This window comes from Azohydromonas sp. (genome assembly GCF_035325925.1).
In the GTDB taxonomy this organism is placed as follows: Bacteria; Pseudomonadota; Gammaproteobacteria; order Burkholderiales; family Burkholderiaceae_C; genus Calidifontimicrobium.
On record NZ_DAOKZA010000017.1, the window covers coordinates 36,040 to 62,515 of the forward strand.

At 73.7% G+C, this 26,476-nt stretch carries 26 protein-coding genes; 18 read left to right on the forward strand and 8 right to left on the reverse strand.

What is annotated here, in order from left to right:
* Positions 1-102: 102 nt before the first annotated feature.
* Positions 103-1,521 carry an FAD-linked oxidase C-terminal domain-containing protein gene (locus PKC53_RS08495; RefSeq protein ID WP_324428037.1) on the reverse strand — a complete coding sequence of 473 codons (1,419 nt, stop codon included), beginning with the start codon at positions 1,519-1,521 and terminating at the stop codon, positions 103-105.
* Between the two features lie 98 nt (positions 1,522-1,619).
* Here PKC53_RS08495 and PKC53_RS08500 point away from each other — a divergent pair, with 98 nt between their 5' ends.
* Together PKC53_RS08500 and PKC53_RS08505 are read left to right on the forward strand one after the other, a co-directional pair.
* On the forward strand, positions 1,620-2,195 hold the full coding sequence (locus PKC53_RS08500) for a cob(I)yrinic acid a,c-diamide adenosyltransferase (RefSeq protein WP_324428038.1): 576 nt from the start codon (positions 1,620-1,622) through the stop codon (positions 2,193-2,195).
* A 24-nt stretch (positions 2,196-2,219) separates the two neighbouring features.
* Complete coding sequence (locus PKC53_RS08505; protein ID WP_324428039.1) at positions 2,220-3,398, forward strand: NAD(P)/FAD-dependent oxidoreductase; 1,179 nt, start codon at positions 2,220-2,222, stop codon at positions 3,396-3,398.
* Positions 3,399-3,485: 87 nt separating this feature from the next.
* Here PKC53_RS08505 and PKC53_RS08510 read toward each other — a convergent pair whose 3' ends face one another.
* Both PKC53_RS08510 and PKC53_RS08515 read right to left on the reverse strand, forming a co-directional pair.
* Complete coding sequence (locus PKC53_RS08510) at positions 3,486-3,797, reverse strand: hypothetical protein (RefSeq protein ID WP_324428040.1); 312 nt, start codon at positions 3,795-3,797, stop codon at positions 3,486-3,488.
* 49 nt (positions 3,798-3,846) lie between these two features.
* Positions 3,847-4,968: a 3-deoxy-7-phosphoheptulonate synthase gene (locus tag PKC53_RS08515; protein WP_324428041.1), complete on the reverse strand. Its 1,122-nt coding sequence runs from the start codon at positions 4,966-4,968 to the stop codon at positions 3,847-3,849.
* A 303-nt stretch (positions 4,969-5,271) separates the two neighbouring features.
* On the opposite strand from PKC53_RS08515, the gene PKC53_RS08520 reads away from it, so the two are divergent.
* The 3 genes from PKC53_RS08520 to ahpF all read left to right on the forward strand — a co-directional run bounded on the left by PKC53_RS08520 (position 5,272) and on the right by ahpF (position 9,790).
* Positions 5,272-7,137 carry an ATP-binding cassette domain-containing protein gene (locus PKC53_RS08520; protein ID WP_324428042.1) on the forward strand — a complete coding sequence of 622 codons (1,866 nt, stop codon included), beginning with the start codon at positions 5,272-5,274 and terminating at the stop codon, positions 7,135-7,137.
* Positions 7,138-7,367: 230 nt separating this feature from the next.
* Complete coding sequence (gene ahpC, locus PKC53_RS08525) at positions 7,368-7,931, forward strand: alkyl hydroperoxide reductase subunit C (protein ID WP_324428043.1); 564 nt, start codon at positions 7,368-7,370, stop codon at positions 7,929-7,931.
* Positions 7,932-8,218: 287 nt separating this feature from the next.
* Positions 8,219-9,790: an alkyl hydroperoxide reductase subunit F gene (gene ahpF, locus PKC53_RS08530; RefSeq protein ID WP_324428044.1), complete on the forward strand. Its 1,572-nt coding sequence runs from the start codon at positions 8,219-8,221 to the stop codon at positions 9,788-9,790.
* 18 nt (positions 9,791-9,808) lie between these two features.
* Here ahpF and PKC53_RS08535 read toward each other — a convergent pair whose 3' ends face one another.
* Positions 9,809-10,555 (reverse strand): hypothetical protein, encoded by a 747-nt coding sequence (locus tag PKC53_RS08535; protein WP_324428045.1) that lies wholly within the window; start codon positions 10,553-10,555, stop codon positions 9,809-9,811.
* A gap of 95 nt (positions 10,556-10,650) precedes the next feature.
* Positions 10,651-12,063: a PLP-dependent aminotransferase family protein gene (locus PKC53_RS08540; protein WP_324428046.1), complete on the reverse strand. Its 1,413-nt coding sequence runs from the start codon at positions 12,061-12,063 to the stop codon at positions 10,651-10,653.
* A 143-nt stretch (positions 12,064-12,206) separates the two neighbouring features.
* On the opposite strand from PKC53_RS08540, the gene PKC53_RS08545 reads away from it, so the two are divergent.
* From PKC53_RS08545 to PKC53_RS08570, 6 genes are all read left to right on the forward strand, one after another.
* Positions 12,207-13,100, forward strand: a complete 894-nt coding sequence (locus PKC53_RS08545) for a DMT family transporter (protein WP_324428047.1) — start codon at positions 12,207-12,209, stop codon at positions 13,098-13,100.
* A gap of 34 nt (positions 13,101-13,134) precedes the next feature.
* Complete coding sequence (locus PKC53_RS08550) at positions 13,135-14,361, forward strand: PLP-dependent aminotransferase family protein (RefSeq protein ID WP_324428048.1); 1,227 nt, start codon at positions 13,135-13,137, stop codon at positions 14,359-14,361.
* Positions 14,362-14,469: 108 nt separating this feature from the next.
* On the forward strand, positions 14,470-15,057 hold the full coding sequence (locus tag PKC53_RS08555; protein WP_324428049.1) for a hypothetical protein: 588 nt from the start codon (positions 14,470-14,472) through the stop codon (positions 15,055-15,057).
* 72 nt (positions 15,058-15,129) lie between these two features.
* A complete protein-coding gene (locus PKC53_RS08560; protein WP_324428050.1) occupies positions 15,130-15,969 on the forward strand; it encodes a PhzF family phenazine biosynthesis protein in 840 nt (279 codons plus the stop codon).
* Positions 15,966-16,643: a VOC family protein gene (locus PKC53_RS08565; protein ID WP_324428051.1), complete on the forward strand. Its 678-nt coding sequence runs from the start codon at positions 15,966-15,968 to the stop codon at positions 16,641-16,643. The genes PKC53_RS08560 and PKC53_RS08565 overlap by 4 nt, the downstream gene beginning before the upstream one ends.
* An 87-nt stretch (positions 16,644-16,730) precedes the next feature.
* The gene (locus tag PKC53_RS08570; protein WP_324428052.1) at positions 16,731-17,456 is read left to right on the forward strand and encodes an alanyl-tRNA editing protein; all 726 of its coding nucleotides are present in this window, start codon (positions 16,731-16,733) and stop codon (positions 17,454-17,456) included.
* 45 nt (positions 17,457-17,501) lie between these two features.
* Here PKC53_RS08570 and PKC53_RS08575 read toward each other — a convergent pair whose 3' ends face one another.
* Entirely contained in the window at positions 17,502-17,957 is a 456-nt protein-coding gene (locus PKC53_RS08575; protein WP_324428053.1) for a cytochrome c, read from the reverse strand.
* Between the two features lie 167 nt (positions 17,958-18,124).
* Here PKC53_RS08575 and PKC53_RS08580 point away from each other — a divergent pair, with 167 nt between their 5' ends.
* The 3 genes from PKC53_RS08580 to PKC53_RS08590 all read left to right on the forward strand — a co-directional run bounded on the left by PKC53_RS08580 (position 18,125) and on the right by PKC53_RS08590 (position 20,435).
* Positions 18,125-18,811 (forward strand): cytochrome b/b6 domain-containing protein, encoded by a 687-nt coding sequence (locus tag PKC53_RS08580; protein WP_324428054.1) that lies wholly within the window; start codon positions 18,125-18,127, stop codon positions 18,809-18,811.
* A 146-nt stretch (positions 18,812-18,957) separates the two neighbouring features.
* Positions 18,958-19,524 carry a GNAT family N-acetyltransferase gene (locus PKC53_RS08585; RefSeq protein WP_324428055.1) on the forward strand — a complete coding sequence of 189 codons (567 nt, stop codon included), beginning with the start codon at positions 18,958-18,960 and terminating at the stop codon, positions 19,522-19,524.
* A gap of 89 nt (positions 19,525-19,613) precedes the next feature.
* Positions 19,614-20,435 carry an aldolase/citrate lyase family protein gene (locus PKC53_RS08590; protein ID WP_324428056.1) on the forward strand — a complete coding sequence of 274 codons (822 nt, stop codon included), beginning with the start codon at positions 19,614-19,616 and terminating at the stop codon, positions 20,433-20,435.
* Positions 20,436-20,445: 10 nt separating this feature from the next.
* Here the strand turns inward: PKC53_RS08590 and PKC53_RS08595 are convergent, their stop codons facing one another.
* Positions 20,446-22,038, reverse strand: a complete 1,593-nt coding sequence (locus tag PKC53_RS08595; RefSeq protein ID WP_324428057.1) for an AAA family ATPase — start codon at positions 22,036-22,038, stop codon at positions 20,446-20,448.
* Between the two features lie 131 nt (positions 22,039-22,169).
* On the opposite strand from PKC53_RS08595, the gene PKC53_RS08600 reads away from it, so the two are divergent.
* On the forward strand, positions 22,170-22,466 hold the full coding sequence (locus PKC53_RS08600) for a hypothetical protein (protein ID WP_324428058.1): 297 nt from the start codon (positions 22,170-22,172) through the stop codon (positions 22,464-22,466).
* A 256-nt stretch (positions 22,467-22,722) separates the two neighbouring features.
* Positions 22,723-22,935: a hypothetical protein gene (locus tag PKC53_RS08605; RefSeq protein WP_324428059.1), complete on the forward strand. Its 213-nt coding sequence runs from the start codon at positions 22,723-22,725 to the stop codon at positions 22,933-22,935.
* A gap of 61 nt (positions 22,936-22,996) precedes the next feature.
* Here PKC53_RS08605 and PKC53_RS08610 read toward each other — a convergent pair whose 3' ends face one another.
* Entirely contained in the window at positions 22,997-23,887 is an 891-nt protein-coding gene (locus PKC53_RS08610; protein WP_324428060.1) for a LysR substrate-binding domain-containing protein, read from the reverse strand.
* Positions 23,888-24,018: 131 nt separating this feature from the next.
* Between PKC53_RS08610 and PKC53_RS08615 the strand changes: the two genes are divergently transcribed.
* Both PKC53_RS08615 and PKC53_RS08620 read left to right on the forward strand, forming a co-directional pair.
* Positions 24,019-25,206 carry an acyl-CoA dehydrogenase gene (locus tag PKC53_RS08615; protein WP_324428061.1) on the forward strand — a complete coding sequence of 396 codons (1,188 nt, stop codon included), beginning with the start codon at positions 24,019-24,021 and terminating at the stop codon, positions 25,204-25,206.
* Positions 25,207-25,322: 116 nt separating this feature from the next.
* A partial coding sequence (locus PKC53_RS08620) for a CaiB/BaiF CoA-transferase family protein (protein ID WP_324428062.1) occupies positions 25,323-26,476 on the forward strand: 1,154 nt, incomplete at its 3' end.

The following is a 26,476-nucleotide window of genomic DNA, read 5'->3' on the forward strand; positions in this document are numbered from 1 at the left end:
ACCCTGCGTCGTCTTGGCATCCACTCGCGGCTTCCCCTTCGCTGACACGCCGGGCCCGACGGTACCACCGCGGCGTCACGATGGCGCCGCGGCAGGTGCGGGTCACAGGGCAAAGATCTTCCCCGGATTCATGATGTTCTTCGGGTCGAGCGCGCGCTTGACCTGGCGCATCATCTCGACCGCGCCAGCGCCTGCCTCGTCGACGAGGAAGCCCATCTTGTGCAGCCCCACGCCGTGCTCGCCGCTGCAGGTGCCCTCCAGCCGCAGCGCGCGCTGCACCATCTGCAGGCTCAGGCGCTCGGCGGTGGCGCGCTGCTCGGGGCGGTCGGGGTCGATCAGGTAACCGAGGTGGAAGTTGCCGTCGCCGACGTGGCCGACGATGAAGTACGGCAGCCCGGCCTCGTCGGCTTCGCGACGGCTGTCGTTGATGCTCTCGGCCAGGCGCGAGATCGGAACGCAGGTGTCGGTGGTCACGCAGCGGCACCCGGGCCGGGTCTGCAGCGCGGCGAAGTAGGCGTGGTGGCGCGCGGTCCACAGCCGCGTGCGCTCCTCAGGGGTGGTGGCCCACTGGAATTCCTCGCCGCCGTGCTCGCGGGCGATCGCCTGCACGATCTCGGCCTGCTCCTTCACGCCGGCCTCGCTGCCGTGGAACTCCATCAGCAGCATCGGCTGCTCGCGCAGGTTCAGGCGGTCGTGGCGGTTGACGGCGCGCACCGAGTTCGCGTCGAGCAACTCGCAGCGCGCGATCGGCACACCCATCTGGATCACCTGGATCGTCGCGTCGACCGCCTCGGCGATGCCGGGGAAGTGGCAGACCGCCGCGCTCACCGCCTCGGGCAGGGGGTACAGCCTCAGCGTCACCTCGGTCATCACGCCCAGCGTGCCCTCGCTGCCGACGAACAGGCGCGTGAGGTCGTAGCCGGCACTCGACTTCTTCGCCCGCGTGCCGGTGCGGATCACCTCGCCCGACGCGGTGACCACCGTGAGCGCCAGCACGTTCTCGCGCATCGTGCCGTAGCGCACCGCGTTCGTGCCGCTGGCGCGCGTGGCGGCCATGCCGCCGATCGTCGCGTTGGCGCCGGGGTCGATGGGAAAGAACAGACCGGTGTCGCGGATCTCGCGGTTGAGCTGCTCGCGCGAGACGCCGGCCTCGACCGTCACCGTCAGGTCCTCGGGGTTCAGGCGCACGATGCGGTTCATGCGCGACAGGTCGATGCTGACCCCGCCCTGCACCGCGAGCAGGTGCCCTTCGAGCGACGAGCCGACGCCGAACGGGATCACCGGCACGCCGTGCGCGGCCGCCTGCGCGACGACGAAGGCCGCCTCGTCGGTCGACTCGCAGAACACCACCACGTCGGGCGGCGTCACCGGAAACGGACTCTCGTCGCGGCCATGCTGCTCGCGCACCGCGGCGGCGGTCGAGCAGCGGTCGCCGAAGCGCGCGCGCAGCGCGTCGAGCATCGGCGCCGGCGGCGGCCGGCGCCTGGCGGACCGCAGCACGTCGTGGGCCGGGGCATCCATCGCAGCACTCCTGGCGTGTCCGCGCGGGTTGCGCGGGTCGTCGGCCCATTCTAGGCAGGCGTCACGCCGGCGCCGCGGTGCGCTGCTAGCATCGCCGCATGGCCAACCGACTGACGCAGATCGCGACGCGAACCGGCGACGACGGCAGCACCGGCTTGGGCGACGGCACGCGCACGCGCAAGGACGCGCTGCGCGTGCAGGCGATGGGCGAGGTCGACGAGCTCAATTCGTCGATCGGCGTGCTGCTGTGCGAGCCGCTGCCCGCCGACGTGCGCGAGCTGCTGGTTGCGGTGCAGCACGAGCTGTTCAACCTCGGCGGCGAACTGTCGATCCCCGGCTACGCGCTGCTCAAGCCCGAGGCCGTCGCGCAGCTCGACGAGGCGCTGGCGCAGCACAACGCGCAGCTGCCGCGGCTCAAGGAATTCATCCTGCCCGGCGGCACGCGCAGCGCGGCGCTGGCGCACGTCGCGCGCACGGTGGCGCGGCGCGCCGAGCGCGGCGTCGTTGCGCTGTCGGCGCACGAGCCGGTCAACGACGCGCCGCGCCAGTACCTCAACCGGCTCAGCGATCTGCTGTTCGTGCTCGCGCGCGTGCTCAACCGCGCCAACCTCGACGGGCTCGGCGGCGACGACGTCTACTGGCACAGCGAGAAGCTGGCGCGCTCCGGCGGCTGAGCCGCCCGCGGCTCGGTCGTCACGATGGAGGGGGTCGATGCGCTGGTCGTCGGCGCCGGCCTCGTCGGCCTGGCGGTGGCGCGCGCCCTGGCGCGCGGCGGCCTGGCGGTGTGGATCGTCGAGCGCGAAGCCGGCATCGGCACCGGCGTGTCGTCGCGCAGCAGCGAGGTCATCCACGCGGGGCTGTACCACCCGCCCGGCAGCTGGAAGGCGCGGCTGTGCGTGCGGGGCAGGCAGATGCTCTACGCCTACTGCGTCGAACGCGGCATCGCGCACCGCCGCTGCGGCAAGCTGGTCGTCGCGCACGACGAGTCCGAGTGCGGCAAGCTGCCGGCCCTGCAGGCGCAGTCGCGGTCAGCAGGGGTCGACGACCTGCGGCTGCTCGACGGCGACGCCGCGCGGCGGCTCGAGCCGGCGCTGGCGTGCCGTGCCGCGCTGTGGTCGCCGTCGAGCGGCATCGTCGACAGCCATGCGCTGATGCTGTCGCTGCTCGGCGACGCCGAAGCGGCCGGCGCGATGCTGGCGTTGCGCAGCCGCTTCGTCGCGGCGCGACGCGCCGACGCGCACTGGCGCGTGCGCGTCGCCGCCGCCGACGGGACCGGCGAGGAAGCGGTGTTCGACGCGCGCTGGCTCGTCAACGCCGGTGGCCTCGGGGCGCAGGCGGTGGCAGCGGCGATCGAGGGTTTCCCCGCCGCGGCGATCCCGCCGCGCCGTCTGGCCAAGGGGCACTACTTCGCGTCGACGGTGCGCACCCCGTTCACGCGCCTGATCTACCCGCTGCCCGCCGACGGCGGGCTCGGCGTGCACCTGACGCTGGACCTCGGCGGCCAGGCGCGATTCGGCCCCGACGTCGAGTGGCTGGATGTCGACGGCAGCGTCGACGACCTCACGCTCGACTACCGCGTCGACGCGTCGCGCGCCGCCGCCTTCGCCGCCGCCGTGCGGCGCTACTGGCCGGCGTTGCCCGACGCCGCGCTGGTGCCGGCGTACAGCGGCTTCCGGCCGAAGATCGCGGGCCCCGGCCAGCCGGCGGCCGACTTCCGCATCGACGGCCCGGCGCAGCACGGCTGCGGCGGCGTCGTGCAGCTGTTCGGCATCGAGTCGCCGGGGCTGACCGCGTCGCTGGCCCTCGGCGAGGCGGTGGCCGCACTGGTTGCCGGGACCGATCCCGAGTCGCCGCCGGACCGCTGGCGGCCGGCTTGATCCCGACGATCCCCGTCCGCAGACGCACGACTGCGCGCGCGTCCGCAGGCCGCTGCGGATCCGGCTCGGCCGGTCCCCCGGGGGACCTCAGTACCCGGTGGTCATCGCCGGGACGTCGACGACGATCGTCGCGCGGTCGAGCGCGCCGGCTGCGGCACGCGCGTAGTCGCGCGCGTACGCCGCGTCGGCGAAGCCGCGCGGCCCGACCGCCGCGGCGACGGCAAGCAGCTTGTCGGCGCTGAGCACCTTGCCGCTGGCCTGCTGCAGCGTGCAGCCGTTGCGTTCGAACTGCTCGTCGAGCCAGGCGCGCGCGGCCTGCGGCGCCATCGGCTCGGCGCCGTCGAGGGCGACGTCGAACTCCTCGCGTTCGGAAAAGCGGACGAGCACGCGGCTGCGCATCGGGGACTCCGTGGACGTCGGATCGGCAGGGGTGGATCGTAGCGCGGCGTCAGCCGCGGCGTGCCTTCACCGCGCCGGCCAGCACCTCGAGCACCTCGACCGACTGCTCCCAGCCCAGGCAGGCGTCGGTGATGCTCCTGCCGTACTCGAGTTGCGCCGGGTCGTCCTTGCCGGCGGTGAACTTCTGGCTGCCCTCGTGCAGGTGGCTCTCGACCATCGCGCCGAAGATGCACTGGCTGCCGCCGGCCACCTGCTGCGCGATGTCGCGCGCCACGTCGACCTGCCGGCGGTGCTGCTTGGCGCTGTTCGCGTGGCTGCAGTCGACCATCAGCCGGCACGGCAGCTTGGCGGCCTCGATCTCGCGGCACGCCGCGGCGACATGCTCGGCGTCGTGGTTCGGCGTCTTGCCGCCGCGCAGGATCACGTGGCAGTCCTTGTTGCCCTTGGTCTGCACGATCGCCACCTGGCCGTTCTTGTGCACCGACAGGAAGTGGTGCGCGCGCATCGCGGCCTGGATCGCGTCGGTGGCGATCTTGATGTTGCCGTCGGTGCCGTTCTTGAAGCCGATCGGCGCCGACAGCCCGCTGGCCAGCTCGCGGTGCACCTGGCTCTCGGTGGTGCGCGCGCCGATCGCCCCCCAGCTGATCAGGTCGCCGATGTACTGCGGGCTGATCACGTCGAGGAACTCGCTGCCCGCCGGCAGCCCGAGGCGGTTGATGTCGAGCAGCAACTGGCGCGCGATGCGCAGCCCCTCGTCGATGCGGAAGCTCTCGTCGAGGTACGGGTCGTTGATCAGCCCTTTCCAGCCCACGGTGGTGCGCGGTTTCTCGAAGTACACGCGCATCACCACCTCGAGCGTGTCGGCATGGCGGTCGCGCAGCGGCTTGAGCCGGCGCGCGTAGTCCATCGCCGCGGCGGGGTCGTGGATCGAGCACGGGCCGATCACCACCAGCAGCCGGTCGTCCTTGCCGTGCAGGATCTGGCGGATGCGCCGGCGCGTGTCGACCACCAGCGACTCCATCGGGGTGCCGCGGATCGGGAAGAAGCGGATCAGGTGCTCCGGCGGCGGCAACGGGATGATGTCCTTGATGCGCTCGTCGTCGGTCTGGCTGGTGCGGTCCGGCGGCGGCGCTTGCCGGGTCTCGGCGGCGTGGGCGGCTTTGGCGGTCATCTCGGCTCCTGCGGGGTGCGAAGGTGGGTATCGGAGAGGCGGGGAGGGCGAAAAAAAACCGCCGGGGTTCACCCGGCGGTCTTCAGGATTCGGTCGGCTCGTTCGTCTACGCGCTGTCCTCTCCTGCGCCGGGGCGCCGCGAGAACCAAAAGTACGCAAAGAAGAACGTGAAGCGCGACATGCGGTGGCGAATGTAGCACGCCGGTGTTGCAGTGCGTCAAGCGCAGCGGCAGCCGGCGTGGTCGGCAGGCGACGCCCCTCCGGCGACGGGTACAGTGCCGCGTCCGCACGCCGCACGCACCGATGGCCGTCCTGTCGCTCGCCAACGCCCACCTCGCCTACGGCCATGTGCCGCTGCTCGACGGTGCGGGCTTCTCGCTCGACGCCGGCGAGCGGCTCGGGCTGATCGGGCGCAACGGCGCAGGCAAGTCGTCGTTGCTGAAGGTCGTCGCCGGGCTGGAGAAGCCCGACGACGGGCTGCTGCAGCTCACGCAGGGGCTGCGCATCCGCTACGTGCCGCAGGAGCCGGTGTTCGACGAGGCCGTGACCGTGTTCGACGCCGTGGCCGACGGCGTCGCCGATGCGCGTGCACTGCGCGCGCAGTACGAGGCGCATGCGCCGGGGGTCGACCTCGACGCGCTGCAGACGCGCATCGAGGCGCTCGGCGCGTGGAACTGGGAGACGCGCGTGCACACCACGCTGCAGCGGCTGGGCCTCGACGGTGCGCGGCGCCTCGGCGAGCTCTCGGGCGGGCTGCGCAAGCGCGTCGCGCTGGCGCAGGCGCTGGTGGCGCTGCCCGACGTGCTGCTGCTCGACGAGCCGACGAACCACCTCGACCTCGACGCGATCGCCTGGCTCGAGGCGCTGCTGCGCGACTTCGCGGGCAGCGTCATCGTCGTCACGCACGACCGCGCGTTCCTCGACGCGGTGTGCACGCGCATCCTCGAGCTCGACCGCGGGCAGATCCGCAGCTACCCGGGCAACTTCGCCGCCTACGAGCGCGCGAAGGAGCACGAGCTCGCCGCCGAGGCGCTGGCGAATGCGCGCGCCGACAAGCTGCTCGCGCAGGAGGAGGTGTGGATCCGCCAGGGCGTCGAGGCGCGACGCACGCGCAGCGTCGCCCGGGTGCAGCGGCTGCAGGCGCTGCGCGCGCAACGCGCGGCGCGGCGCGAGGCGCTGGGCCAGGTGCGGCTCGAGGTCGACGCCGGCGCGCGCAGCGGGCGCATCGTCGCCGAGCTGCGCGACGTGACGATGAGGTTCGGCGACCACGCCGTCGTCGAGCGCTTCAGCGCGACGATCCTGCGCGGCGACAAGGTCGGCCTGATCGGCCCGAACGGCGCCGGCAAGACGACGCTGCTCAAGCTGATCCTCGGCGACCTGCAGCCGACCGCGGGCACCGTGCGCCTGGGCACGAAGCTGCAGGTGGCCTACTTCGACCAGCTGCGCAGTGCGCTGGACCTGGACGCGACGCTGGCCGACACGATCAGCCCCGGCAGCGAGTGGATCGACACCGCCGGCGGTCGCAAGCACGTGATGAGCTACCTCGGCGACTTCCTGTTCGCGCCCGAGCGCGCGAACTCGCCGGTGCGCACGCTGTCGGGGGGCGAGCGCAACCGCCTGCTGCTCGCACGCCTGTTCGCGCTGCCGGCCAACGTGCTGGTGCTCGACGAGCCGACCAACGACCTCGACATCGACACGCTCGAGCTGCTCGAACAGCTGCTGCAGGACTACCGCGGCACGGTGTTCCTCGTCAGCCACGACCGGCGCTTCCTCGACAACGTCGTCACCAGCACGATCGCGTACGAAGGCGACGCGCGCTGGCGCGAGTACGAAGGCGGCTACGAGGACTGGAAGCTGCAGCGCGAACGCCGTGCCGCGGTCGCCGTGCCGCCGCCGGCGGCCGCGACCCCCCCGGCCGCGGCAAGGGCCACGCCGGCGGCGAAACCCGCGCGCAAGCTCGGCTTCAAGGAGCGGCGCGAACTCGACGAGCTGCCCGCGCGCATCGAGGCGCTCGAGGCCGAACAGAAGGCGCTGACCGAGCGCCTGGCCAGCGCCGACCTGTACACGCGCGAGCCGCAGACCGTGGCTGCGCTGCAGGCGCGTTACGCGCAGATCGAGGACGAGTTGATGGCGGCGCTGGAGCGCTGGGAGGCGCTCGGGTCGCGCTGAACGTCACGATGCCCGAGCGCCCGGGCCATGCAGGTCGTTCACCGACAACGCATTGGTCATGAGTGTGCACTTACATTTGACGTTCGCTGTGTCGAATGCCACAGCGTTCGTTTACCTTTCGCTATCGACGGTATTTCCGCAATCAATCCCGTAGATGCTGCATCGCACCTAAAATCCTTTCTGTCGATTCTTCAGTTTCCATCAACCCTTTCTATCGACAGGAGTCCGCGATGTCCATCATCAACACCCAAGTCCAGCCGTTCAAGACCACCGCGTTCCACAACGGCAAGTTCGTCGACCTGACGAACGAGTCGCTGAAGGGCAAGTGGTCGGTGCTGATCTTCATGCCGGCGGCGTTCACCTTCAACTGCCCGACCGAGGTCGAGGATGCGGCCGACAACTACGCCCAGTTCAAGGACCTGGGCGCCGAGGTCTACATCGTGACCACCGACACGCACTTCTCGCACAAGGTGTGGCACGAGACCAGCCCGGCCGTGGGCAAGGCGCGCTTCCCGCTGGTCGGCGACCCGACGCACACGCTCACGCGCATGTTCGGCGTGCACATCGAGGAAGAGGGCCTGGCGCTGCGCGGCACCTTCATCGTCAACCCCGACGGCGTGGTCAAGACCGCCGAGGTGCACGACAACGCGATCGCGCGTGACGTCAAGGAGACGCTGCGCAAGCTCAAGGCCGCGCAGTACGTCGCGAAGAACCCCGGCCAGGTCTGCCCGGCCAAGTGGAACGAAGGTGCGGCGACGCTGACCCCGTCGCTGGACCTGGTGGGCAAGATCTGATCGGCCCCACCGGCTGCGCCCGTCGCGCCTTCTCTCGAGGGGCCGAGCCCGGGCACGGAAGGTCCAGTGGACCTTCCGTGCCAGGCGAGGAGCACCTGGCCGTGAGACCCGGCGCGGCCTGCAAGGCCCGCCAGCGGACCGGCAGCCCCGGATCCCCGGCGGCCGCCCGACCCGCGGCGCGTTCGCTGCCCCTGCTCGACTGAACCTCCGGGCCCAGTCGCGAGAGCCCGGCCGGGCTTTCGCGACCGGGCCGGGACCCACCCGCCCGTCACTTTCAGGAGATCGCCATGCTCGACGCCAACCTCAAGGCCCAGCTCGCCGCCTACCTCGGTCGCATCACGCAGCCGGTGGAGCTCGTCGCGTCGCTCGACGGTCGCGCCGAATCGGCACAGATGCGCGAGCTGCTCGAAGTCATCGCCGGCCTCAGCGACAAGGTGAGCGCCCGCTTCGACGGTAGCGACACGCGCCGGCCCTCGTTCCAGATCACGCGCGCCGGCGCCGACATGGGCGTGCGCTTCGCCGCGGTGCCGATGGGCCACGAGTTCACGTCGCTGGTGCTCGCGCTGCTGCAGGCCGGCGGCCACCCGCCGAAGGTCGACGCCGAGGTGATCGAGCAGATCCAGGCGCTGCGCCCCGAAGGCGAACTGGTGTTCGAGACCTGGATGAGCCTGACCTGCCACAACTGCCCCGACGTCGTGCAGGCGCTGAACCTGATGGCGGTGCTCAACCCGCGCATCCGCCACGTCGCGATCGACGGCGGGCTGTTCCAGGACGAGGTCGAGCAGCGCCAGATCATGGCCGTGCCCAGTGTGTTCCTCAATGGGCAGCCGTTCGCGTCGGGCCGCATGGAGCTCGCCGAGGTCCTGGCCAAGGTCGACACCGGCGCGGCGGCGCGCGACGCCGCCAAGCTCGGCGCGAAGGCGCCGTTCGACGTGCTGATCGTCGGCGGCGGGCCGGCCGGCGCCGCCGCGGCGGTGTACGCCGCGCGCAAGGGCATCCGCACCGGCGTCGTCGCCGAGCGCTTCGGCGGCCAGACGCTCGACACGCTGGGCATCGAGAACTTCGTCTCCGTGCCGTATACCGAGGGGCCGAAGTTCGCCGCCGCGCTCGAGGCGCACGTGCGCACCTACGAAGTCGACGTGATCAACGGCCAGCGCGTGGCGGCGCTCGAGCCGGCCGCCCGGCCGGGCGGACTCGCGACCGTGACGCTGGCCAACGGCGCCGAGCTCAAGGGCCGCACCGTCGTCCTGGCCACCGGCGCACGCTGGAGGAACATCGGCGTGCCGGGCGAGGAGCAGTACAAGACCAAGGGGGTCGCGTACTGCCCGCACTGCGACGGGCCGCTGTTCAAGGGCAAGAAGGTCGCGGTGATCGGCGGCGGCAACTCGGGCGTCGAGGCGGCGATCGACCTCGCCGGCGTCGTCGAGCACGTCACGCTGATCGAATTCGCCGACCAGCTCAAGGCCGACGCGGTGCTGGTGGACAAGCTGAAAAGCCTGCCCAACGTGACGATCCACGTCAACGCGCAGACCACCGAGATCACCGGCGACGGACAGAAGGTCGACGGCCTGGTCTACAAGGACCGCGCCAGCGGCGCCGAGCACCGTGTGGACCTTGCCGGCGTGTTCGTGCAGATCGGCCTGGTGCCCAACACCGAGTGGCTCAAGGGCACGGTCGAGCTCAGCCGCTACGGCGAGATCATCGTCGACGCACGCGGCGCCACCAGCGCGCCGGGGGTGTTCGCCGCCGGCGACGCGACGACGGTGCCGTACAAGCAGATCGTCATCGCCGCCGGCGACGGGGCGAAGGCGGCGCTGTCGGCGTTCGACCACCTGATCCGCACCCCGGCCGCGGCCTGACCGCCGGCCCGCGGCCGGTCAGGCCGCGCCGAACCAGCCGACACCGCTGGCCGCCGGGTGGCTGCGGCTGACGATCAGCCCGCCCTGCAGGTACAGCGCGTTGAGCAGCCGCATCGCGCGGCCGCGGTCGAAGCCGGGGAAGTCGGCGAGGCGGCGCAGGTTGACGGTCTCGGCCTGCAGCCGGCGCACCGCCACCTGCACGACCGCCGGCAGTTCGAGGCCGCGCAGGTCCAGCCCGGGTGCGACGCGGTAGGCCAGCGGGCCGGCGATCTCGGGCAGCAAGGCCTCGCGCGCGCCGCGCAGCGCCAGCGCCCAGGTCAGCGGCAGCAGCGGGTGGAAGTGCTCGCGCCGGCCGGCCAGCGGGTGGCTGCGGTCGCCGCGCGCGCCCAGCGCCGCCGGCTCGACGTGCATCACCTGCAGCGCGCCCAGGCGCAGCGCGAGCAGCTCGGCCAGCGGCAGCGGGCAGTGGAACTGGCGCTCGCGCGGGTACGGCGTCAGCGGCAGCACGCGCGCGTCGGCTTGCAGGTGGATCGTCAGCGCGTGCCCGTGGCGAAGCGCGGCGGCGACCACCTCGAGCAGTTCGGCACCGCGGCCGGCCTCCTCGAATCGCCGCAGGTCCTGCCACAGCGACGGACTCAGCGTCGACAGCGGGCTCGACGCGGGGGCGGCTTCGCCGGCCACCGCGACCTCGTCGAGGTAGCGCTGGAACGCGCTGACGCGCACCAGATCGGGCCGACCCAGCGGCAGGGTCGATTCGAAGTCCAAACGATGCTCCCGCGGCCACGACGCGGTGGCCTTCCCTGGGCGCGCATCGTACGCCAGCTCGCCGCGGTGCCGGCCACCCCGCGGGGCGCCGTCCGTCAGACGGTGCGCGCGGCACGCCACCCGGCGACCGCGCGCCAGAACTTCGGGTCCTGGCTGGTGGCGAAGTTCACGCGCATCAGCGAGCTCGCCCGCGGGGCCGCGTGGAACAGCGTGCCCGGCGCGGTCAGCCAGCCGTGGTCGAGCATCGCCTGCGCCATCGCCTGCGTGTCGGCGCCGACGTCGACCCAGCCGAACAGCCCCTGGGGCGGCGCGGCGAAGCGGCAACCTGCGGCCTGCGCCAGCGCGACCGTGCGCGAGCGCGCCGCGTCGAGCTGCACGACCACGCGTTCGGCGTGGCGGCGCAGCCAGCCGCGCTCCAGGCACAGCGCCACCGCGCGCTCGGGCAGCGTCGGCGTGGCCAGCGTGGTCAGCAGCTTCAGGTCGATCACGCGTTCGACCAGTGCCGCAGGTAGCGCGGCGAAGCCGACGCGCCAGTTCGGCGCGAGGATCTTCGAGAAGCCCGAGATGTGCACGGTGCGCTGCAGGTCGTCGAGGGCGGCCAGCCGCGGTGCGTGTGGCGGCGCGAGCCAGGCGTAGGTGTCGTCCTCGACCACCACCAGGTCGTGCGCCTCGGCGAGCTTGAGCAGCTGGTGCGCGACCGCCAGCGACAACGACCCGCCGGTCGGGTTGTGCAGCACCGACACCGTCACGTACAGCCGCGGGCGGTGGTCGGCGATCAGCCGGCGCATCACGTCCAGGTCGGGGCCCTGCGGCGTGCGCGGCACCGGCAGCAGCCGCATGCCCAGCTGCGTCAGGCGTGCGAACTCGACCGCCCAGCCGGGTTCGTCGACGAGCACCGCGTCGCCCGGCTGGAGCAGCGCGCGCGACACCAGGTCGAGCGCCTGCGTCGCGCCGGCGGCGGTGACGATCTGCCCGGGATCGGCGCGCACGCCGAGGTCGGCCAGCCGCGCCGCCAGCGCCCGGCGCAACCGCTCGTCGCCGGCGGGCTCGCCGTACTCGCGCGCCAGCGTGTCGTCGGCCGCCGCGCGGCGCAGCGCCGTGTGCAGCAGCGGCGCGTCGAGCCAGTCCGCAGGCAGCGTGCCCATGCCCGGATCGCTGCGGCCATGGCCGCGCTGGAACATGCTGCGGATGAGCGCGGTCGCGTCCACCGGCGACGGCCGCGGTGCCGGGCCCGACGGGGCACGCGCCGTGGTGTCGCGGCGTTCGCGCACGAAGAACCCGCGCTGGCGCCGCGCCTCGACCAACCCCTGCGCGAGCAGCCGGTCGTAGGCGGCGACCACCGTTGTCGGGCTGACGCGGTGGCGCCGGGCACCTTCGCGCACCGAGGGCAGCCGCGCGCCCGGCGGCAGCAGCCGCGCGCGGATGCGCTCGGCGTAGCGCTGCGCGAGCTGCTCGGCGAGCGTGGCGTCGCCGTCGCGCAGCAGCGGGGTCGGGTTCGGTTCGTGCATCGTTCGCCGGGGCGGGCACCGTCGCTTGTACTGCCGGGAAGATCGGCACAGAACAGCGATGCGTGCCACGAAGTGTACTGCCCGTGTACTGACACCGAACCTAGACTGCCGCAATGACGAACCGTCGCACCCCCCGTCGCGCCATGCCTGCGACCGGCCTGCCGCGCGGTTTCGCGCCGGGCCTGCTGGGCGTGACGATCTTCGCGTTGACGCTGCCGATGACCCGGCTCGCGGTGGGCGACGCCGGCGCGCCCCAGCTGCCCCCGGCGTTCGTCACGGTCGGGCGCGCGGCGCTGGCGGGGCTGCTGAGCCTCGGCTACCTGCTCGCCGTCGGGGCGCGGCCGCCGACGCGCGCGCAGCTGCTGCCGCTGACGCTGTGTGCGCTGGGCACGGTGGCCGGGTTTCCGCTCGGGCTGGCGCTGGCGCTGCGCGAGGTCGACGCGGTGCACGCCGCGGTGGTCACCGGCGTGCTGCCGCTGGCCACCGCGGCCACCGGCGCGGTCGCGCTGCGCCAGCGCCCGCCGGCGGCGTTCTGGGCCTGTGCACTGCTCGGCGCGGCACTGGTGGTCGGATTCGCCGTCGTGCTCGGCGGTGGCGCGCCGGTCGCCGCCGACGGCTGGCTGCTGTTCGCCGTGCTCAGCGCCGCGGTGGGTTACGTCGCCGGCGCGCGCGTGGCGGCGCAGCGCCCGGCCGCCGAGGTGATCTGCTGGGTGCTGGTCGGATCGCTGCCGCTGAGCGCGCCGCTGACGCTGGCGCTGTGGCCGGCGCAGCCGGCCAGCGTCGCCGCCTGGCTCGGATTCGGCTACGTCGGCCTGTTCTCGATGTGGCTCGGCTTCTTCGCCTGGTACCGCGCGCTGGCCGTCGGCGGCGTCGTCGGCGTCAGCCAGGTGCAGCTGCTGCAGCCGTTCATCGCGCTGCTCGGTGCCTGGTGGCTGCTCGGCGAGGCGCTGCAACCGGCGACGCTGGGTTTCGCGCTGGCGGTCGCCGGCGTGGTGTGGGTCGGGCGGCACCTGCCGGTGCGCGCGGCATCGCGCTGAGCGTGGTTCCCGACACGACGAGGAGTGACCTGACATGGACTGGACCCTGGCACGACGCGCAAAGCGGCTGAACCCCTCGGTGATCCGCGAGATCCTCAAGCTCACCGAACGACCGGGCATCGTCTCGCTGGCCGGCGGTCTGCCGGCGGCCGAGGGCTTTCCGGTCGAGGCGCTGCGCGAGGCCACCGCGCGCGTGCTCGCCGGCCAGCCGCGCGAGGCGCTGCAATACGCGGCCAGCGAAGGCCACGGCCCGCTGCGCGAGCAGGTGGCCGCCGACCTCGCGGCGCGCGGACTGCGCATCGCGGCGTCGCAGGTGCTGATCACCACCGGGTCGCAGCAGGGGCTGGACCTGGTGGGCAAGGTGCTGCTCGACCCGGGCAGCGAGGTGGCCGTCGAGCAACCGACCTACCTCGGCGCGCTGCAGGCCTTCGCGTCGTCCGAGCCGCGTGTCGTCGCGCTGGCCGGCGACGACGACGGGCCGCGCCCGGACGCGATCGCGGCGGCGCGCGGCGCGCGTTTCGCGTACCTGCTGCCGAACTTCCAGAACCCCAGTGGCCGCTGCCTCGGCGCGGCGCGCCGCGACGCCATCGTCGACGCCGCGCTCGCCGCCGGCGTGCCGATCGTCGAGGACGACCCCTACGCCGACCTCTGGCTCGACGCGCCGCCGCCGGCGCCGCTGGCCGCGCGCGCCGGCGACGCCGCGATCTACCTCGGCTCGTTCTCGAAGGTGCTCGCGCCGGGCCTGCGCGTGGGCTACCTCGTCGCGCCGAAGTCGCTGTACCCGAAGCTGCTGCAGGCCAAGCAGGCGGCCGACCTGCACACGCCGGGCTTCAACCAGCGCATCGTGCACGAGGTGCTCGCCAGCGGCATGCTGCCGGCGCACCTCGACGCGCTGCGCACGCGTTACCGCATCCATCGCGACGCGATGCAGGCCGCGCTCGAGCGCCACCTCGGTGTCTTCGGCACCGCCTGCCGGTGGCAGCGCCCGGCCGGTGGCATGTTCTTCTGGGTCGAGCTGCCTGAGGGCATCGACGCCGCCGCGCTGCTGCCGCGCGCGGTCGACGCCGGCGTGGCCTACGTGCCCGGTGCCGCGTTCTACGCCGCCGCGCCGCGCGCGAACACGCTGCGGCTGAGCTTCGCCACGGTCGCGCCGTCGCGCATCGACGCCGGCATCGAAGCACTCGCGCGGGTGCTGCGCGAGGCCTGGGCACCGGCGCAGCTGCCGCTGCGGCGCGGCGCTGTTGCTTCGGCGCTTCATTAGGGGTCTCACTCTGCGCTCGCTGCGGGTGCATCCGGGGGTGGTGGCGCTACATTGAGATCGGCCGCGAAGGCGGCCGCATTCCACCCACACACGCAACGAAAGACACGTATGGCGACGACCAAGGCAAAGAAGTCCGAACTGGCCCAGGCGGCCGACAGCCTCGCGCAGGCGGCGCACCACGTGGGTGAAGCCGTCAGCCAGAAGCTCGACGAGGTCGGCAGCGCGGCGTCGGCCGAGCTCGGCAAGGCCAAGCAGACCGCGCTGAAGAAGCGCGACCAGGCCAAGCGCAAGCTAGACGCCGTGCTGAAGAAGGCCGAGACCAAGCTGAAGAAGGCGAGCACCGAGGCGAAGAAGTCGGTGCGCAGCGCGGTGCGCAAGGCCGAACAGAAGCTCGAGTCGACGAAGAAGACCGCGCAGAAGAAGCTCGCCAGCCTGCAGAGCACCGCCGAGCGCAAGGGCAAGGCCGCGGCCAAGGCGGTGGAGAAGGAAGCGCAGGTGCTGAAGAAGGCGGCGACGAAGAAGGTCGGCGCGGCGAAGAAGGCGGTCACCCAGCAGGTGGCGAGCGCGAAGAAGGCCGTGGCGAAGCAGGCCGCGCCGGTGAAGAAGGCCGCTGCGAAGAAGGCCGCCGCGGTGAAGAAGACTGCTGCGAAGAAGGCGCCGGCGAAGAAGGCCGCGGCCAAGAAGGCCGCGGCGTGAGGACGGCGGGGTGACGGCGGTGGCCGGTTCGCCGCGCGTGCGCGCCGGCCGGTCGGCCGCGCGCGGGCGCCGGTGAGCCGTCACCGCTTCACGCAGGTCGACGTCTTCGCCGACGTCGCGCTGGCCGGCAACGCGCTGGCGGTGGTGCACGACGCGCAGCCGCTCGACGACGCGCGCATGGCCGCCTTCGCGCGCTGGACCCAGCTGTCCGAGACGACCTATCTGCTGCCGCCCGACGACGTGCGCGCCGACTACCGCGTGCGCATCTTCACGCCGTCGGCCGAACTGCCGTTCGCCGGCCACCCGACGCTGGGCAGCTGTGCCGCGTGGCTGGCTGCTGGCGGCGTGCCGCGCGGCGGCGGCGAGATCGTGCAGCAGTGCGGCGTCGGCCTCGTGCGCGTGCGCCGCGACGGTGCCGGGCTGGCTTTCGCGGCACCGCCGCTGCGCGCCGCCGGGCCGCTCGACGAGGCGCTGCTGGCGCGCATCGCCGGCTGGCTGGGCGTGCCGCGCGCCGACCTGGTGGCGCACCAGCGCGTCGACAACGGCCCCGGCTGGGTCGCGGTGATGCTGCCGTCGGCCGCCGCGGTGCGCGCGCTGCGCCCGGACTTCGGCGGCCAGCGCGATGTGTTCCTCGGCGTGGTCGGCGCCGAGCCCGCCGGGCACTCGACCGCGTTCGAGGTGCGAGCGTTCTTCCCGTCGGCCGGCGGCATGGCCGAGGACCCGGTCACCGGCAGCCTGCAGGCTGGCCTCGCGCAGTGGCTGATCGGCGCCGGCATCGCGCCGGCGCGCTACGTCGCGGCGCAGGGCGCAGCGCTGCGGCGCGCCGGGCGCGTGTCCGTGGCGCGCGAGGACGGCGAGGTGTGGGTCGGCGGCCACGTCAGCGCCTGCATCGAAGGCGTGGTGACGCTGTGAGCGCCGCCGCGCGACCGCCGGCACTCGATCACCTGGTGGTCGCGGCGCACTCGCTGGCGCAGGGGGCCGCTTGGTGCGAGTCGACGTTCGGCGTCGCGCCCGAGGCGGGCGGGCGCCACCCGCTGATGGGCACGCACAACCGGCTGCTGGCGATCGGCGGCGACGCCTTCCCCGGCTGCTACCTGGAGCTGATCGCGATCGATCCCGACGCGAGCGCGCCGCCGCACCCGCGCTGGTTCGGCCTCGATGCGCCGGCGCTGCAGGCGTCGCTGCAACGCCACGGGCCGCGGCTGGTGACCTGGGTCGCGCGCTGCGACGACATCGACGCGCGCTGCGCGACGCTCGCGGCGCTCGGCGCCGACCCCGGCAGCGTCGTCGCCGCCGAGCGCGACACGCCCGCGGGCACGCTGCGCTGGCGCATCAGCGTGCGCGGCGACGGCCGGCCGCTCGCCGGAGGCGCGCTGCCGACCTGGATCCAGTGGCGCGGGCCGCACCCCTGCGAGCGCCTGCCCGACCGTGGCGTGCGGTTGCGCAGTTTCGCGCTGCACGGCGTCGCCGCCGACGCGTTCGCGGCGATCGCGGTGCCCGGCGTGGTGCGAGCCGATGCGCCGGCGGCGGCGCTGGCGGCGAACTTCGACACCCCGCGCGGCGTCGTCACGCTGCGCAGCGGGTGAGGTGAACCACGCCCGTCGCCCGTGGCGCGATGCGCGGTGGGCATCGGCAGCGCGGCCGGCGGCGCCGTTGCGCGGCTATGCTCGCGCATGACCGACGAACTGTTCCGCGAAGACGCCACGCTGCACGCCTGCGACGCCGTCGTCACCGCCGTCGACGCGCGCGGCGTGCAACTCGACCGCACGGTGTTCTACCCGCTCGGCGGCGGGCAGGCCGGCGACCGCGGCGTGCTGCGCCTGTGCGACGGGCGCGAACTGGCGATCGCCGACACGCGCAAGGGCGACGCGCCCGGCGCGGTGCTGCACGTTCCTGCACCGGGGCAGGAGGCGCTGCTCGCCGCGCTGGCGGCGGGCGCACCGGTGCTTGCGCGCATCGACGCCGAGCGGCGGCGGCGCCACATGCGCTTGCACACCGCGACGCACCTGCTGTGTGCGCTGGTGCCGCATCCGGTCAACGGCTGCTCGATCACCGCCGACCACGCGCGGCTGGACTTCCACATGACCGAGCCGCTCGACAAGCAGGCCCTCAACGACGGGCTCGCGCGCCTGGTCGCGCTCGCCCGGCCGGTGCGTCACCGCTGGATCGGCGAGGACGAGCTCGACGCCAACCCGCAGCTGGTGCGCAGCATGAGCGTGCAGCCGCCGCGCGGCCTCGGGCGCGTGCGGGTGCTCGAGATCGAGGGCGTCGACCTGCAGCCTTGCGGCGGCACGCACGTGGCCGACACGGCCGACGTCGGCGACGTCGTGGTCACGAAGGTCGAGAAGAAGTCGGCGACGACGCGGCGCGTCGTGCTCGGCTTCGCCGGCGCCGCCTGACGCCGCCGCGGGCAGCGCCGTGAGGCGCGCCCGCAGCCGCAGGGCTCAGTCCTTGCGGAAGTTGTCGTGGCAGGCCTTGCAGCTCTGCGCCGCGGGGCCGAACGCCGCCTTGAGCTGATCGAGGTTGTTCGACTTCGCCGCGGCGGCGAGCTTGGCCACCTCCTCCTGCATCTTGCCCGCGGCGGCGTCGAACTTCGCGCGCTCGGTCCAGATTGCCGGCAGTGCGCGCGTGTCGCCCTTGTCGGTGCCATCGACGAAGCCGGCGAACGGCAGTTTCGACAGCGTCGCGACGATGTCCGCGTTGTCGGCTGCCATCTTGGCATCGAACGGCACCCGGCCCTGAGCCATCGCACCGATACGGCCGAAGTGCTGCCCCATCGCGAACAGCACGCCCTTGCGGTACTTGACCGCATCGTCAGGGCGCTGGAACTGCGCCGAGGCGCTCAGGCTGGTGGCGACGGCGGTGGCCGCGACGGCCGTGCTGACAAGCAGACGCTTCATCCGGGATGCTCCTTCGACGAATGGGTGGGCAGTGCGCGCGCCACCCGCGGGGCTGGCAGCGCCGGCCGCAGTGTAGCCACGCATCGCGCGGCGCGCAGAGGCCGCGGTGGCCCGTCGCGGCGTGGCAGGTTATCGTTGCGCCCTGGCCCACCATCAACGCCTACTGCATGACCCCTGCCGCCGAACCCGCGACCACCGCCGTGCGCGTGTGGGACCTGCCGACGCGCCTGTTCCACTGGGTGCTCGCGGCGTCGGTGATCGGCTCGGTGGTCAGCGCGAAGATCGGCGGCAACGCCATGTCGTGGCACTTCCGCTTCGGCTACGTGGTGCTCACGCTGCTGGCGTTTCGCGTGCTGTGGGGGTTTGCCGGCGGGCACTGGTCGCGCTTCGCGACGTTTGCCTACACGCCGGCGGCGCTCGTGCGCTACCTGCGCGGCGTGCCGCGCCCCGGCGAGCGATTCGACGTCGGCCACAGCCCGCTGGGCGCGCTGTCGGTGTTCGCGATGCTCGCGGCGCTGGCGGTGCAGCTGGGCACCGGGCTGATCGCCGACGACGAGATCGCCAACGTCGGCCCGCTGAACCGCCACGTCGCGGTCGCTACCGGGCTGGCCGCGACCGCGTACCACAAGAGCGTCGGACAGGCGCTGGTGATCGTGCTGGTGGCGCTGCACGTGGTCGCGATCGTCGTGTACCTGCTGCGGCGGCGCAACCTGATCGCGCCGATGGTCCACGGCGACAAGCGGCTGCCGGCGTCGGTGCCGGCGTCGGCCGACACGCTGGCCACGCGGCTGTTCGCCGCGGTGCTGCTGGCCGGCTGCGCGGCGGTCGTCGACTGGCTGGTCTCGCAGGGCTGAAGTGAACCTCGCCCTACGCGCTTCGCGCCCCCCCTCCCGGGGAGGGGGCGCCGCCAGCGGACCGGCAAGGCCGGATCCGCGGCGATCGCTCGATGGCGTCGGGTTCGTGCGTCGCGGGTCGCGCGAAGCGCGGTGGGGCAACTGACATGAGCCTGCCTGCCGGCGCGCACGGTTCGGTGCCGACCCCTGCGATGCCAGGGACCACCGACGACGACTCCGCGGCGCGCGTGCCGCGCATCGAACTGCTGCACGCCGACGGCGACGAGCACCTCGCGCTGGCGCGGGCGATCTTCCGCGAGTACGCCGAGCAGCTCGATGTCGACCTGTGCTTCCAGGGCTTCGACGACGAACTCGCCGCGTTGCCCGGCGAGTACGCGCCGCCGGCGGGTGCGCTGCTGCTGGCCTTCGTCGACGGTGAGCTCGCCGGCTGCGGCGCGCTGCGCGCGCTGTTCGACGTCGACTACGCCAACGCCTGCGAGATGAAGCGCCTGTACGTGCGCCGCGCGTTCCGCGGCTTCGGCATCGGGCGGCTGCTGGCACAGGCGCTGATGGACCACGCCACCGGTGCCGGCTACTCGGTGATGCTGCTCGACACGCTCGACGACATGGAGGCCGCGCGCGGCCTGTACGCGTCGCTGGGCTTCGAGGAGGTGCCGCCCTATTACTACAACCCGCTGCCGGGCGCACACTACCTGAAGGCCGAGCTCGACTGAAGGCCTGCGCGGCCGGGCGTCGCCCTGCCCGTCCCGCAGCGGGCCGCAAGACTCGGGGCGGCCCGGCGTTTCGTCGAGAGGAGCACGCCATGAACCCGTTTCGCCAACTGCTCAAGGCCAGCGGCTCGCACCCGCCGGTGGGCACCTGGATCGTCTCGGCGAGCCCGCTGGTGGCCGAGGCCATCGGTCACGCCGGTTTCGACTGGGGCGTCATCGACATGGAGCACGCGCCGCTGGACGTCTCGGGCGTCGTCGGCATGCTGCAGGCGGTGGGCAACACGAAGATGGTGCCGGTGGTGCGCGTGCCGTGGAACGACGCGGTGGTCGTCAAGCGGGTGCTCGACGCCGGGGCGCTGACGCTGATGTTCCCGTTCGTGCAGAGCGCCGACGAGGCACGCCGCGCGGTGGCCGCCACACGCTACCCGCCCGAGGGCGTGCGCGGCGTCATCGGCATGAGCCGCGCGACGCGCTTCGGCACCATCGGCCCCTTCGTCGCGCACGCGCAGCGCAGCGTCGGCGTCATCGTGCAGCTCGAGTCGCCGGCAGCGCTCGACGCGATCGCCGAGATTGCCGAGGTGCCCGGCGTCGACGCGCTGTTCCTCGGGCCGGCCGACCTCGCCGCGGCGATGGGCCACGCCGGCCACAGCGACCACCCGGCGGTGCTCGAGCGCATGGCGCAGGCGGCGCACCGCTGCAAGCAGCTCGGCAAGCCGGTGGGCACGATCGGCGAGTCGCCCGCCGCGGTGGTGCAGTACCGCGCCTGCGGCTGCGACTTCGTCGCCATCGGCTCCGACCTGGGGCTGCTGATGCGCGGCGCGCAGGCCGCCGCCGGCGCGCTGCGCACGCAGGACGTGCAGACGCACGTGCACTCGGTGGTCAGCGGCACGCGCACCGAAGGCGCCGGCGCCTGACGCCCCGCGTTCAGCGCGCCGGCCAGCCGGCGACCAACGCCTGCACGCGCGCGGCCAGCGCCGGCAGGTCGACGTCGGTGTCGAGCACCACCGCGGCCTCGTCGGCGGCCGGCGGCTCGCGCACGCGCTGCTGCAGCGCCAGCACCGGCGCGGTCGCGTCCGACGCGTCGCTGCCCTGCGCCGCGCGGCGGGCCAGCCGATGCCGCAGCACCGCGTCGGGCGCGGTGCACTCGACGGTGATGCAGCGTGCGCCGCACGCGGCGGCCAGCGTGCGCATCGCGTCGCGTTCGTCGCGGCGCAGGAACGCCGCGTCGACGACCACCGCGATGCCGCCTTCGAGCGCCAGCCGCGCGATCTCGGCCAGCCGCGCGTAGGTGCGCTCGGTGGCGCGCGCGTGGTACAGCCGCGCCGGGTCGACGCGATCGGTCGGCGCCAGCCCGTGCAGGCGCTTGCGCTCGACGTCGGAGCGCACGCACACCGCGCCCAGCGCGTGCACCAGCAGCTGCGCGACGGTGCTCTTGCCGCTGCCGCTGACGCCGGTGGTCAGCACCAGCCGCGGCGCCGCCGGGTGCGCCAGCGCCGTCGCCAGCGCGATGCGCCGTCGCGCCGCCGAGGTGGCCACCGCGCGCTCGGCGGCGCCCGCGTCGGGCTGCCGGGCGCGGATCGCCGCCACCTTGGCGCGCACCAGCGCGCGGTGCACCGCGAAGGCGCGCACCGTGGGCAGCGCGTCGTGGTCGCCGCCGCGCTCGAGGTAGGCGCTCAGGAAGCGCCAGCCGAGCGCCGGCAACCCGTGGTCGAGCAGGTCCATGAAGGTGAACGCCGCGTCGGACATCGTGTCGACGTGGCGCAGCCGCGGGTCGAACTCGAGCGCGTCGAACAGCAGCGGCGCACCGTCGAGCCAGGCGATGTTGCCCAGGTGCAGGTCGCCGTGGCCTTCGCGCACGCGGCCGCGCGCGCGCCGCCGCTGCAGCCGCGGCGCGATCGCCGCGTGCGCTTCGACGCTCCAGTCGCGCAGCGCGCCCACCGCCTGCGGCTCCACGCCGAGCGTGGCCAGCGACGCCAGGTTGTCGAGCACCACGCGGCGCACGTCGCGCGGGTCGCCCCACGCCGCCGCCGACGCCGGCAGCGCGGCGTGGAACGCGGCCACCGCCCCTGCCAGCGCGTCGACCTGCGCCTCGCCCAGCCGGCCGGCGGCGGCGAGGCGGTCGAACGCCGCGTCGCGGTCGAAGCGCCGCATGCGCAACGCCCAGTCGACCGCCGCGGCGGCGTCGTCGGCGTCGTCGGCGCGCCCCAGCCGCGGCGCCTCGATCGGGCCGAGCACCGGCAGCACGTCGACGTACCAGCGCGCCGCGGTGCGCCGGTTCAGCCGCAGCTCCTCGGCGCAGAAGTGCTGCCGGCGCGCGCGCGTCGAGAAGTCGACGAAGTCGAGCGCCAGCGGCTTCTTCAGTTTCAGCGCCCAGTCGCCGGCCAGCAGCACCGACGACAGGTGCGTCTCGATCACCTCGGCCGCGCCGGCGAACGGCCGCGGCCAGGCGTCGGGGCGCGCCAGGCCGCGCACCAGCCGGTGGTGACGGTCGAGGGTGTCGGCTTCGTTCTCGGGCATGGGCCGATTGTCGGCCGCGCGGCGGGCGGGGTCCCCCGCGTGGGGGCCGCCTTCGGGCGATGGAGACGGCGTCGCCACCAACGCACGATGGGCGCTCGCACCCGCCGTGCGCATCCCACGCAGGAGGCCGCATGCCCCACCCCGCCCACCGCCCGCAGCGTCGGCCGTCGTCGCCGTGGCGGCGCTGGTTCGACGCCGCACCGCGGGCACGCCGCTGCAGCGCCGACGCCCGCCTCGACGCCGCGCTGCGCGACGTGCTCGACGCCCACGACGACCCCCCGCCCGCCGACCCCGACGACGACGTGCCGCGCGGCTGCGCCTGGTACGTGTCGAGCCACGACCTGGCCCACGGCGTCGAGGTGCAGGAGCGCGACGCGACCGACGCCGACCTCTGGCCGCTGCTGTCGTGGCAGTTGCGCTACGCGTGAACGCCCTGGCACCGGCCCCCCGGGCCGGCGGTCCGGCCCGCCCCCACCGAGAACCCGGCTGGCCCGTGGCGGCCCGAAGCCGCGTCGAGCGCGCGTTCGTCGAGCGCGCATTCGTCGTGCGCACGCCCGTTCGTCGTCGCCGATGGCGTTCCATCGCCGGTGCCCGGCGATCGGTCGCAATGCGCTCGCGCGGCGGCGGTGCGCTGCCTAGAGTTCGCTCCATCGACCAAGCCGCAGCACCCCGGAGCCGAACACCATGCATCGCCACCTGAGCACCCGCCTGACCGCCCTCGCCGCCGCGTTCGGCGTCACCGGCCTGATGCTGACCGGCATGCACGGGCTCGCGCAGCACGAGTCGCAGGACCTGCGCCTGGCGCAGCTCGCGCAGCAGGCCGCTGCCGAGCGCGTCGCCGCCACGGACCCGGCGCACGGCTGCCCGCTGACGCCCGCGGCGGAGGCGCACGGCTGACGACCCCGGCGCCGGGCTGCGCCCGGCCCGGCGACGACGGTCGCGCCGTGGCCGTCATCGCCTACGCCGCCGCCCGAGCGAGCCACCCGCCGAAGCCGCGCAGCGCCGGCGGGACGTCGCCGTCGGGCACGACGAGGTAGTAGCTGCGGTCGCTGTCGAAGGCCAGCGGCGCCGGGCGCACCAGCCGGCGCTGCGCCAGTTCGTCGGCGACGAACATCTCGGGCACCAGCGCCACGCCCAGCCCCTGCACGGCGGCCGCGATGCTCATCGAGAACAGCTCGTAGCGCGGGCCCTGCAGGTCGCCGTCGACCTCGACGCCGGCCTGCGCGAACCAGCGCCGCCACGCGTCGGGGCGCGTGGTCTGCTGCAGCAGCGGCAGCCGCCCGAGCGCGGCGGCGTCGGCCGCACCCCCGGGCAGGCGCTGCTGCAGCAGCGCCGGGCTGCACACCGGCACCAGCCGCTCGCCCATCAGCCGCTGGCAGCGGCAGCCGGCCCAGTGGCCGTCGCCGGCGTAGATCGCCGCGTCGAGCCCGCTGCCGTCGAACAGGAACGGGCGCGTGCGCACGTGCAGGTTCAGCTGCAGCGCCGGCTCGGCGCGCGACAGGTCGTTCAGCCGCGGCAGCAGCCAGCGCGTCGCGAAGGTCGGCACCACCGCCAGCTCGATCACCTGGCGCTCGCCGCCGCCGGCGCGCAGGTCGAGCGCGTCGGCCTCGAGCGCCGCCAGCCGCGCCGCGACCTTGCGCGCGTAGGCCGCGCCCGGCGGCGTCAGCACCACGCCGCGGCGCGTGCGGCGGAACAGCTTGACCGCCAGCGCCGCCTCGAGCGCGGCGATCTGCCGGCACACCGCGCTTTGCGTCAGCGCCAGTTCGTCGGCGGCCAGCGTGAAGCTCTGGTGGCGCGCGGCGGCCTCGAAGGCCACCAGGGCGGTCGTGCTGGGCAGTCGGCGGCGCATCGATGGTCCTTTCGAAGTGCGCTTCTTGCACTTGACTATGCCCAATTGTCGTTTGCCGCGCGCGCCGGCCGCGCGTAGCATCGGTTTCACCGCTCGCGCCGAGTGCCGGCGCCGCACAACCGGAGACCACCATGGCCAAAGCCGCCTTCCACTGGGACGACCCGCTGCTGCTCGAGCAGCAGCTCAGCGACGACGAGCGCGCGGTGCGCGACGCCGCGCACGCCTACTGCCAGGAGCGGCTGCTGCCGCGCGTGAAGGACGCCTTTCGCGGCGAGCACACCGACGCGGCGATCTTCCGCGAGATGGGCGAGCTCGGCCTGCTCGGCCCGACGATTCCAGAGCAGTACGGCGGCGCCGGTCTGAACTACGTCGCCTACGGGCTGATCGCGCGCGAGGTCGAGCGCGTCGACTCGGGCTACCGCTCGATGATGAGCGTGCAGAGCTCGCTGGTGATGGTGCCGATATACGAATTCGGCACCGAGGCGCAGAAGAAGAAATACCTGCCGAAGCTCGCCACCGGCGAGTGGATCGGCTGCTTCGGGCTCACCGAGCCGAACCACGGTTCCGATCCCGGGTCGATGGAGACGCGCGCGAAGCGCGTCGACGGCGGCTACCAGCTCACCGGCAACAAGATGTGGATCTCGAACTCGCCGATCGCCGACGTCTTCATCGTCTGGGGCAAGTGCGTGGGGGGCGACCATGACGGCCGCATCAAGGGTTTCATCCTCGACAAGGGCATGAAAGGGCTGTCGGCGCCCGCGATCCACGGCAAGGTCGGCCTGCGCGCCTCGATCACCGGCGAGATCGTGATGGACCAGGTGTTCGTGCCCGACGAGCAGCTGATGCCCGCTGTCGAAGGGCTGAAGGGCCCGTTCACCTGCCTGAACAGCGCGCGCTACGGCATCGCCTGGGGCGCGCTCGGCGCGGCCGAGTTCTGCTACGCCACCGCGCGCCAGTACGTGCTCGACCGCAAGCAGTTCGGCAAGCCGCTGGCGGCCAACCAGCTGGTGCAGAAGAAGCTCGCCGACATGGCCACCGAGATCACGCTGGGGCTGCAGGGCTGCCTGCGCCTGGGGCGCATGAAGGACGAGGGCAGCGCGGCGGTGGAGATCACCAGCATCATGAAGCGCAACAGCTGCGGCAAGGCGCTGGACATCGCGCGCACCGCGCGCGACATGCTCGGCGGCAACGGCATCAGCGACGAGTTCGGCATCGCGCGCCACCTGGTCAACCTCGAGGTGGTCAACACCTACGAGGGCACGCACGACATCCACGCGCTGATCCTCGGACGCGCGATCACCGGCATCGCGGCGTTTTGAACCCCCCCGAAGCGCCTTCGGCGCCTCCCCCCCGGGGGGCGCCGCCAGCGGACTGGCGAAGCCGGATCCGCGGCGGCTGCTCGAAGCGTTGGCGTGCCCCCACCGGCTGACGGTCGATGCATCCCACTGAACAAGATGGTGTCGTGCCACGCCCGCTGGCCGGCGTGCGCGTGCTCGACCTGTCGCGCGTGCTCGCGGGGCCGTGGTGCGGCCAGCTGCTGGCCGACTACGGCGCCGACGTGATCAAGGTCGAGCGCCCCGGCGCCGGCGACGACACGCGCGGCTGGGGGCCGCCTTGGTGGCAGCCCGGGCCGGGCGACGAGCGCACCGCCAGCTACTACCTGGCGGCCAACCGCGGCAAGCGCTCGGTCGCCGCCGACCTGGCCAGCGCCGACGGCCAGGCGCTGGTGCGCGCGCTGGCCGCCGACGCCGACGTGCTGATCGAGAACTACAAGGTCGGCCAGCTCGCCAGGTACGGGCTCGACTTCGCGTCGCTCGCCGACCTGAACCCGCGGCTGGTGTACTGCTCGATCACCGGTTACGGGCAGGACGGCCCGTACGCGCAGCGCCCCGGGTACGACTTCGCGATCCAGGCGCACGGCGGGCTGATGAGCATCACCGGCGAGCCCGACGGCGAGCCGCAGAAGGTCGGCGTCGCGGTGGCCGACCTGATGACCGGGCTGTACGCCACCACTGCCGTGCTCGCCGCGCTGCACGAGGCCCGGGTCACCGGCCGCGGCCGCCACGTCGACGCCGCGCTGCTCGACGTGCAGGTGGCGATGCTCGCGAACCAGGCCAGCGGCTACCTGTGCAGCGGCCGCGTGCCGCAGCGCCAGGGCAACGCGCACCCGAGCATCGTGCCGTACCAGGTGTTCGAGAGTGCCGACGGCCACCTCGTGCTCGCGGTCGGCAACGACGGCCAGTTCGCGCGCTTCTGCGCCGTCGCCGGGCGTGCGGAACTCGCCACCGACCCGCGCTACGCGACCAACACCGAGCGCGTGCGCCACCGCGACGCGCTCGTCGCGGTCGTGCAGCAGCTGCTGCGCGCGCGCGGCACCGCGGCCTGGGTCGACGCGCTCGAAGCCGCCGGCGTGCCCTGCGCGCCGATCCTCGACATCGGCCAGGTGTTCGCCGACCCGCAGGTCGTCGCACGCGGCCTGCAGCGCGCCGCCGCCGGTGCCACGCCGCCGACGGTGCTCAACCCGATGCGCTTCGACGGCCACCGCCCGCAGGCCGCGCGGCCGGCGCCGGCGCTCGACGCCGACGGCGA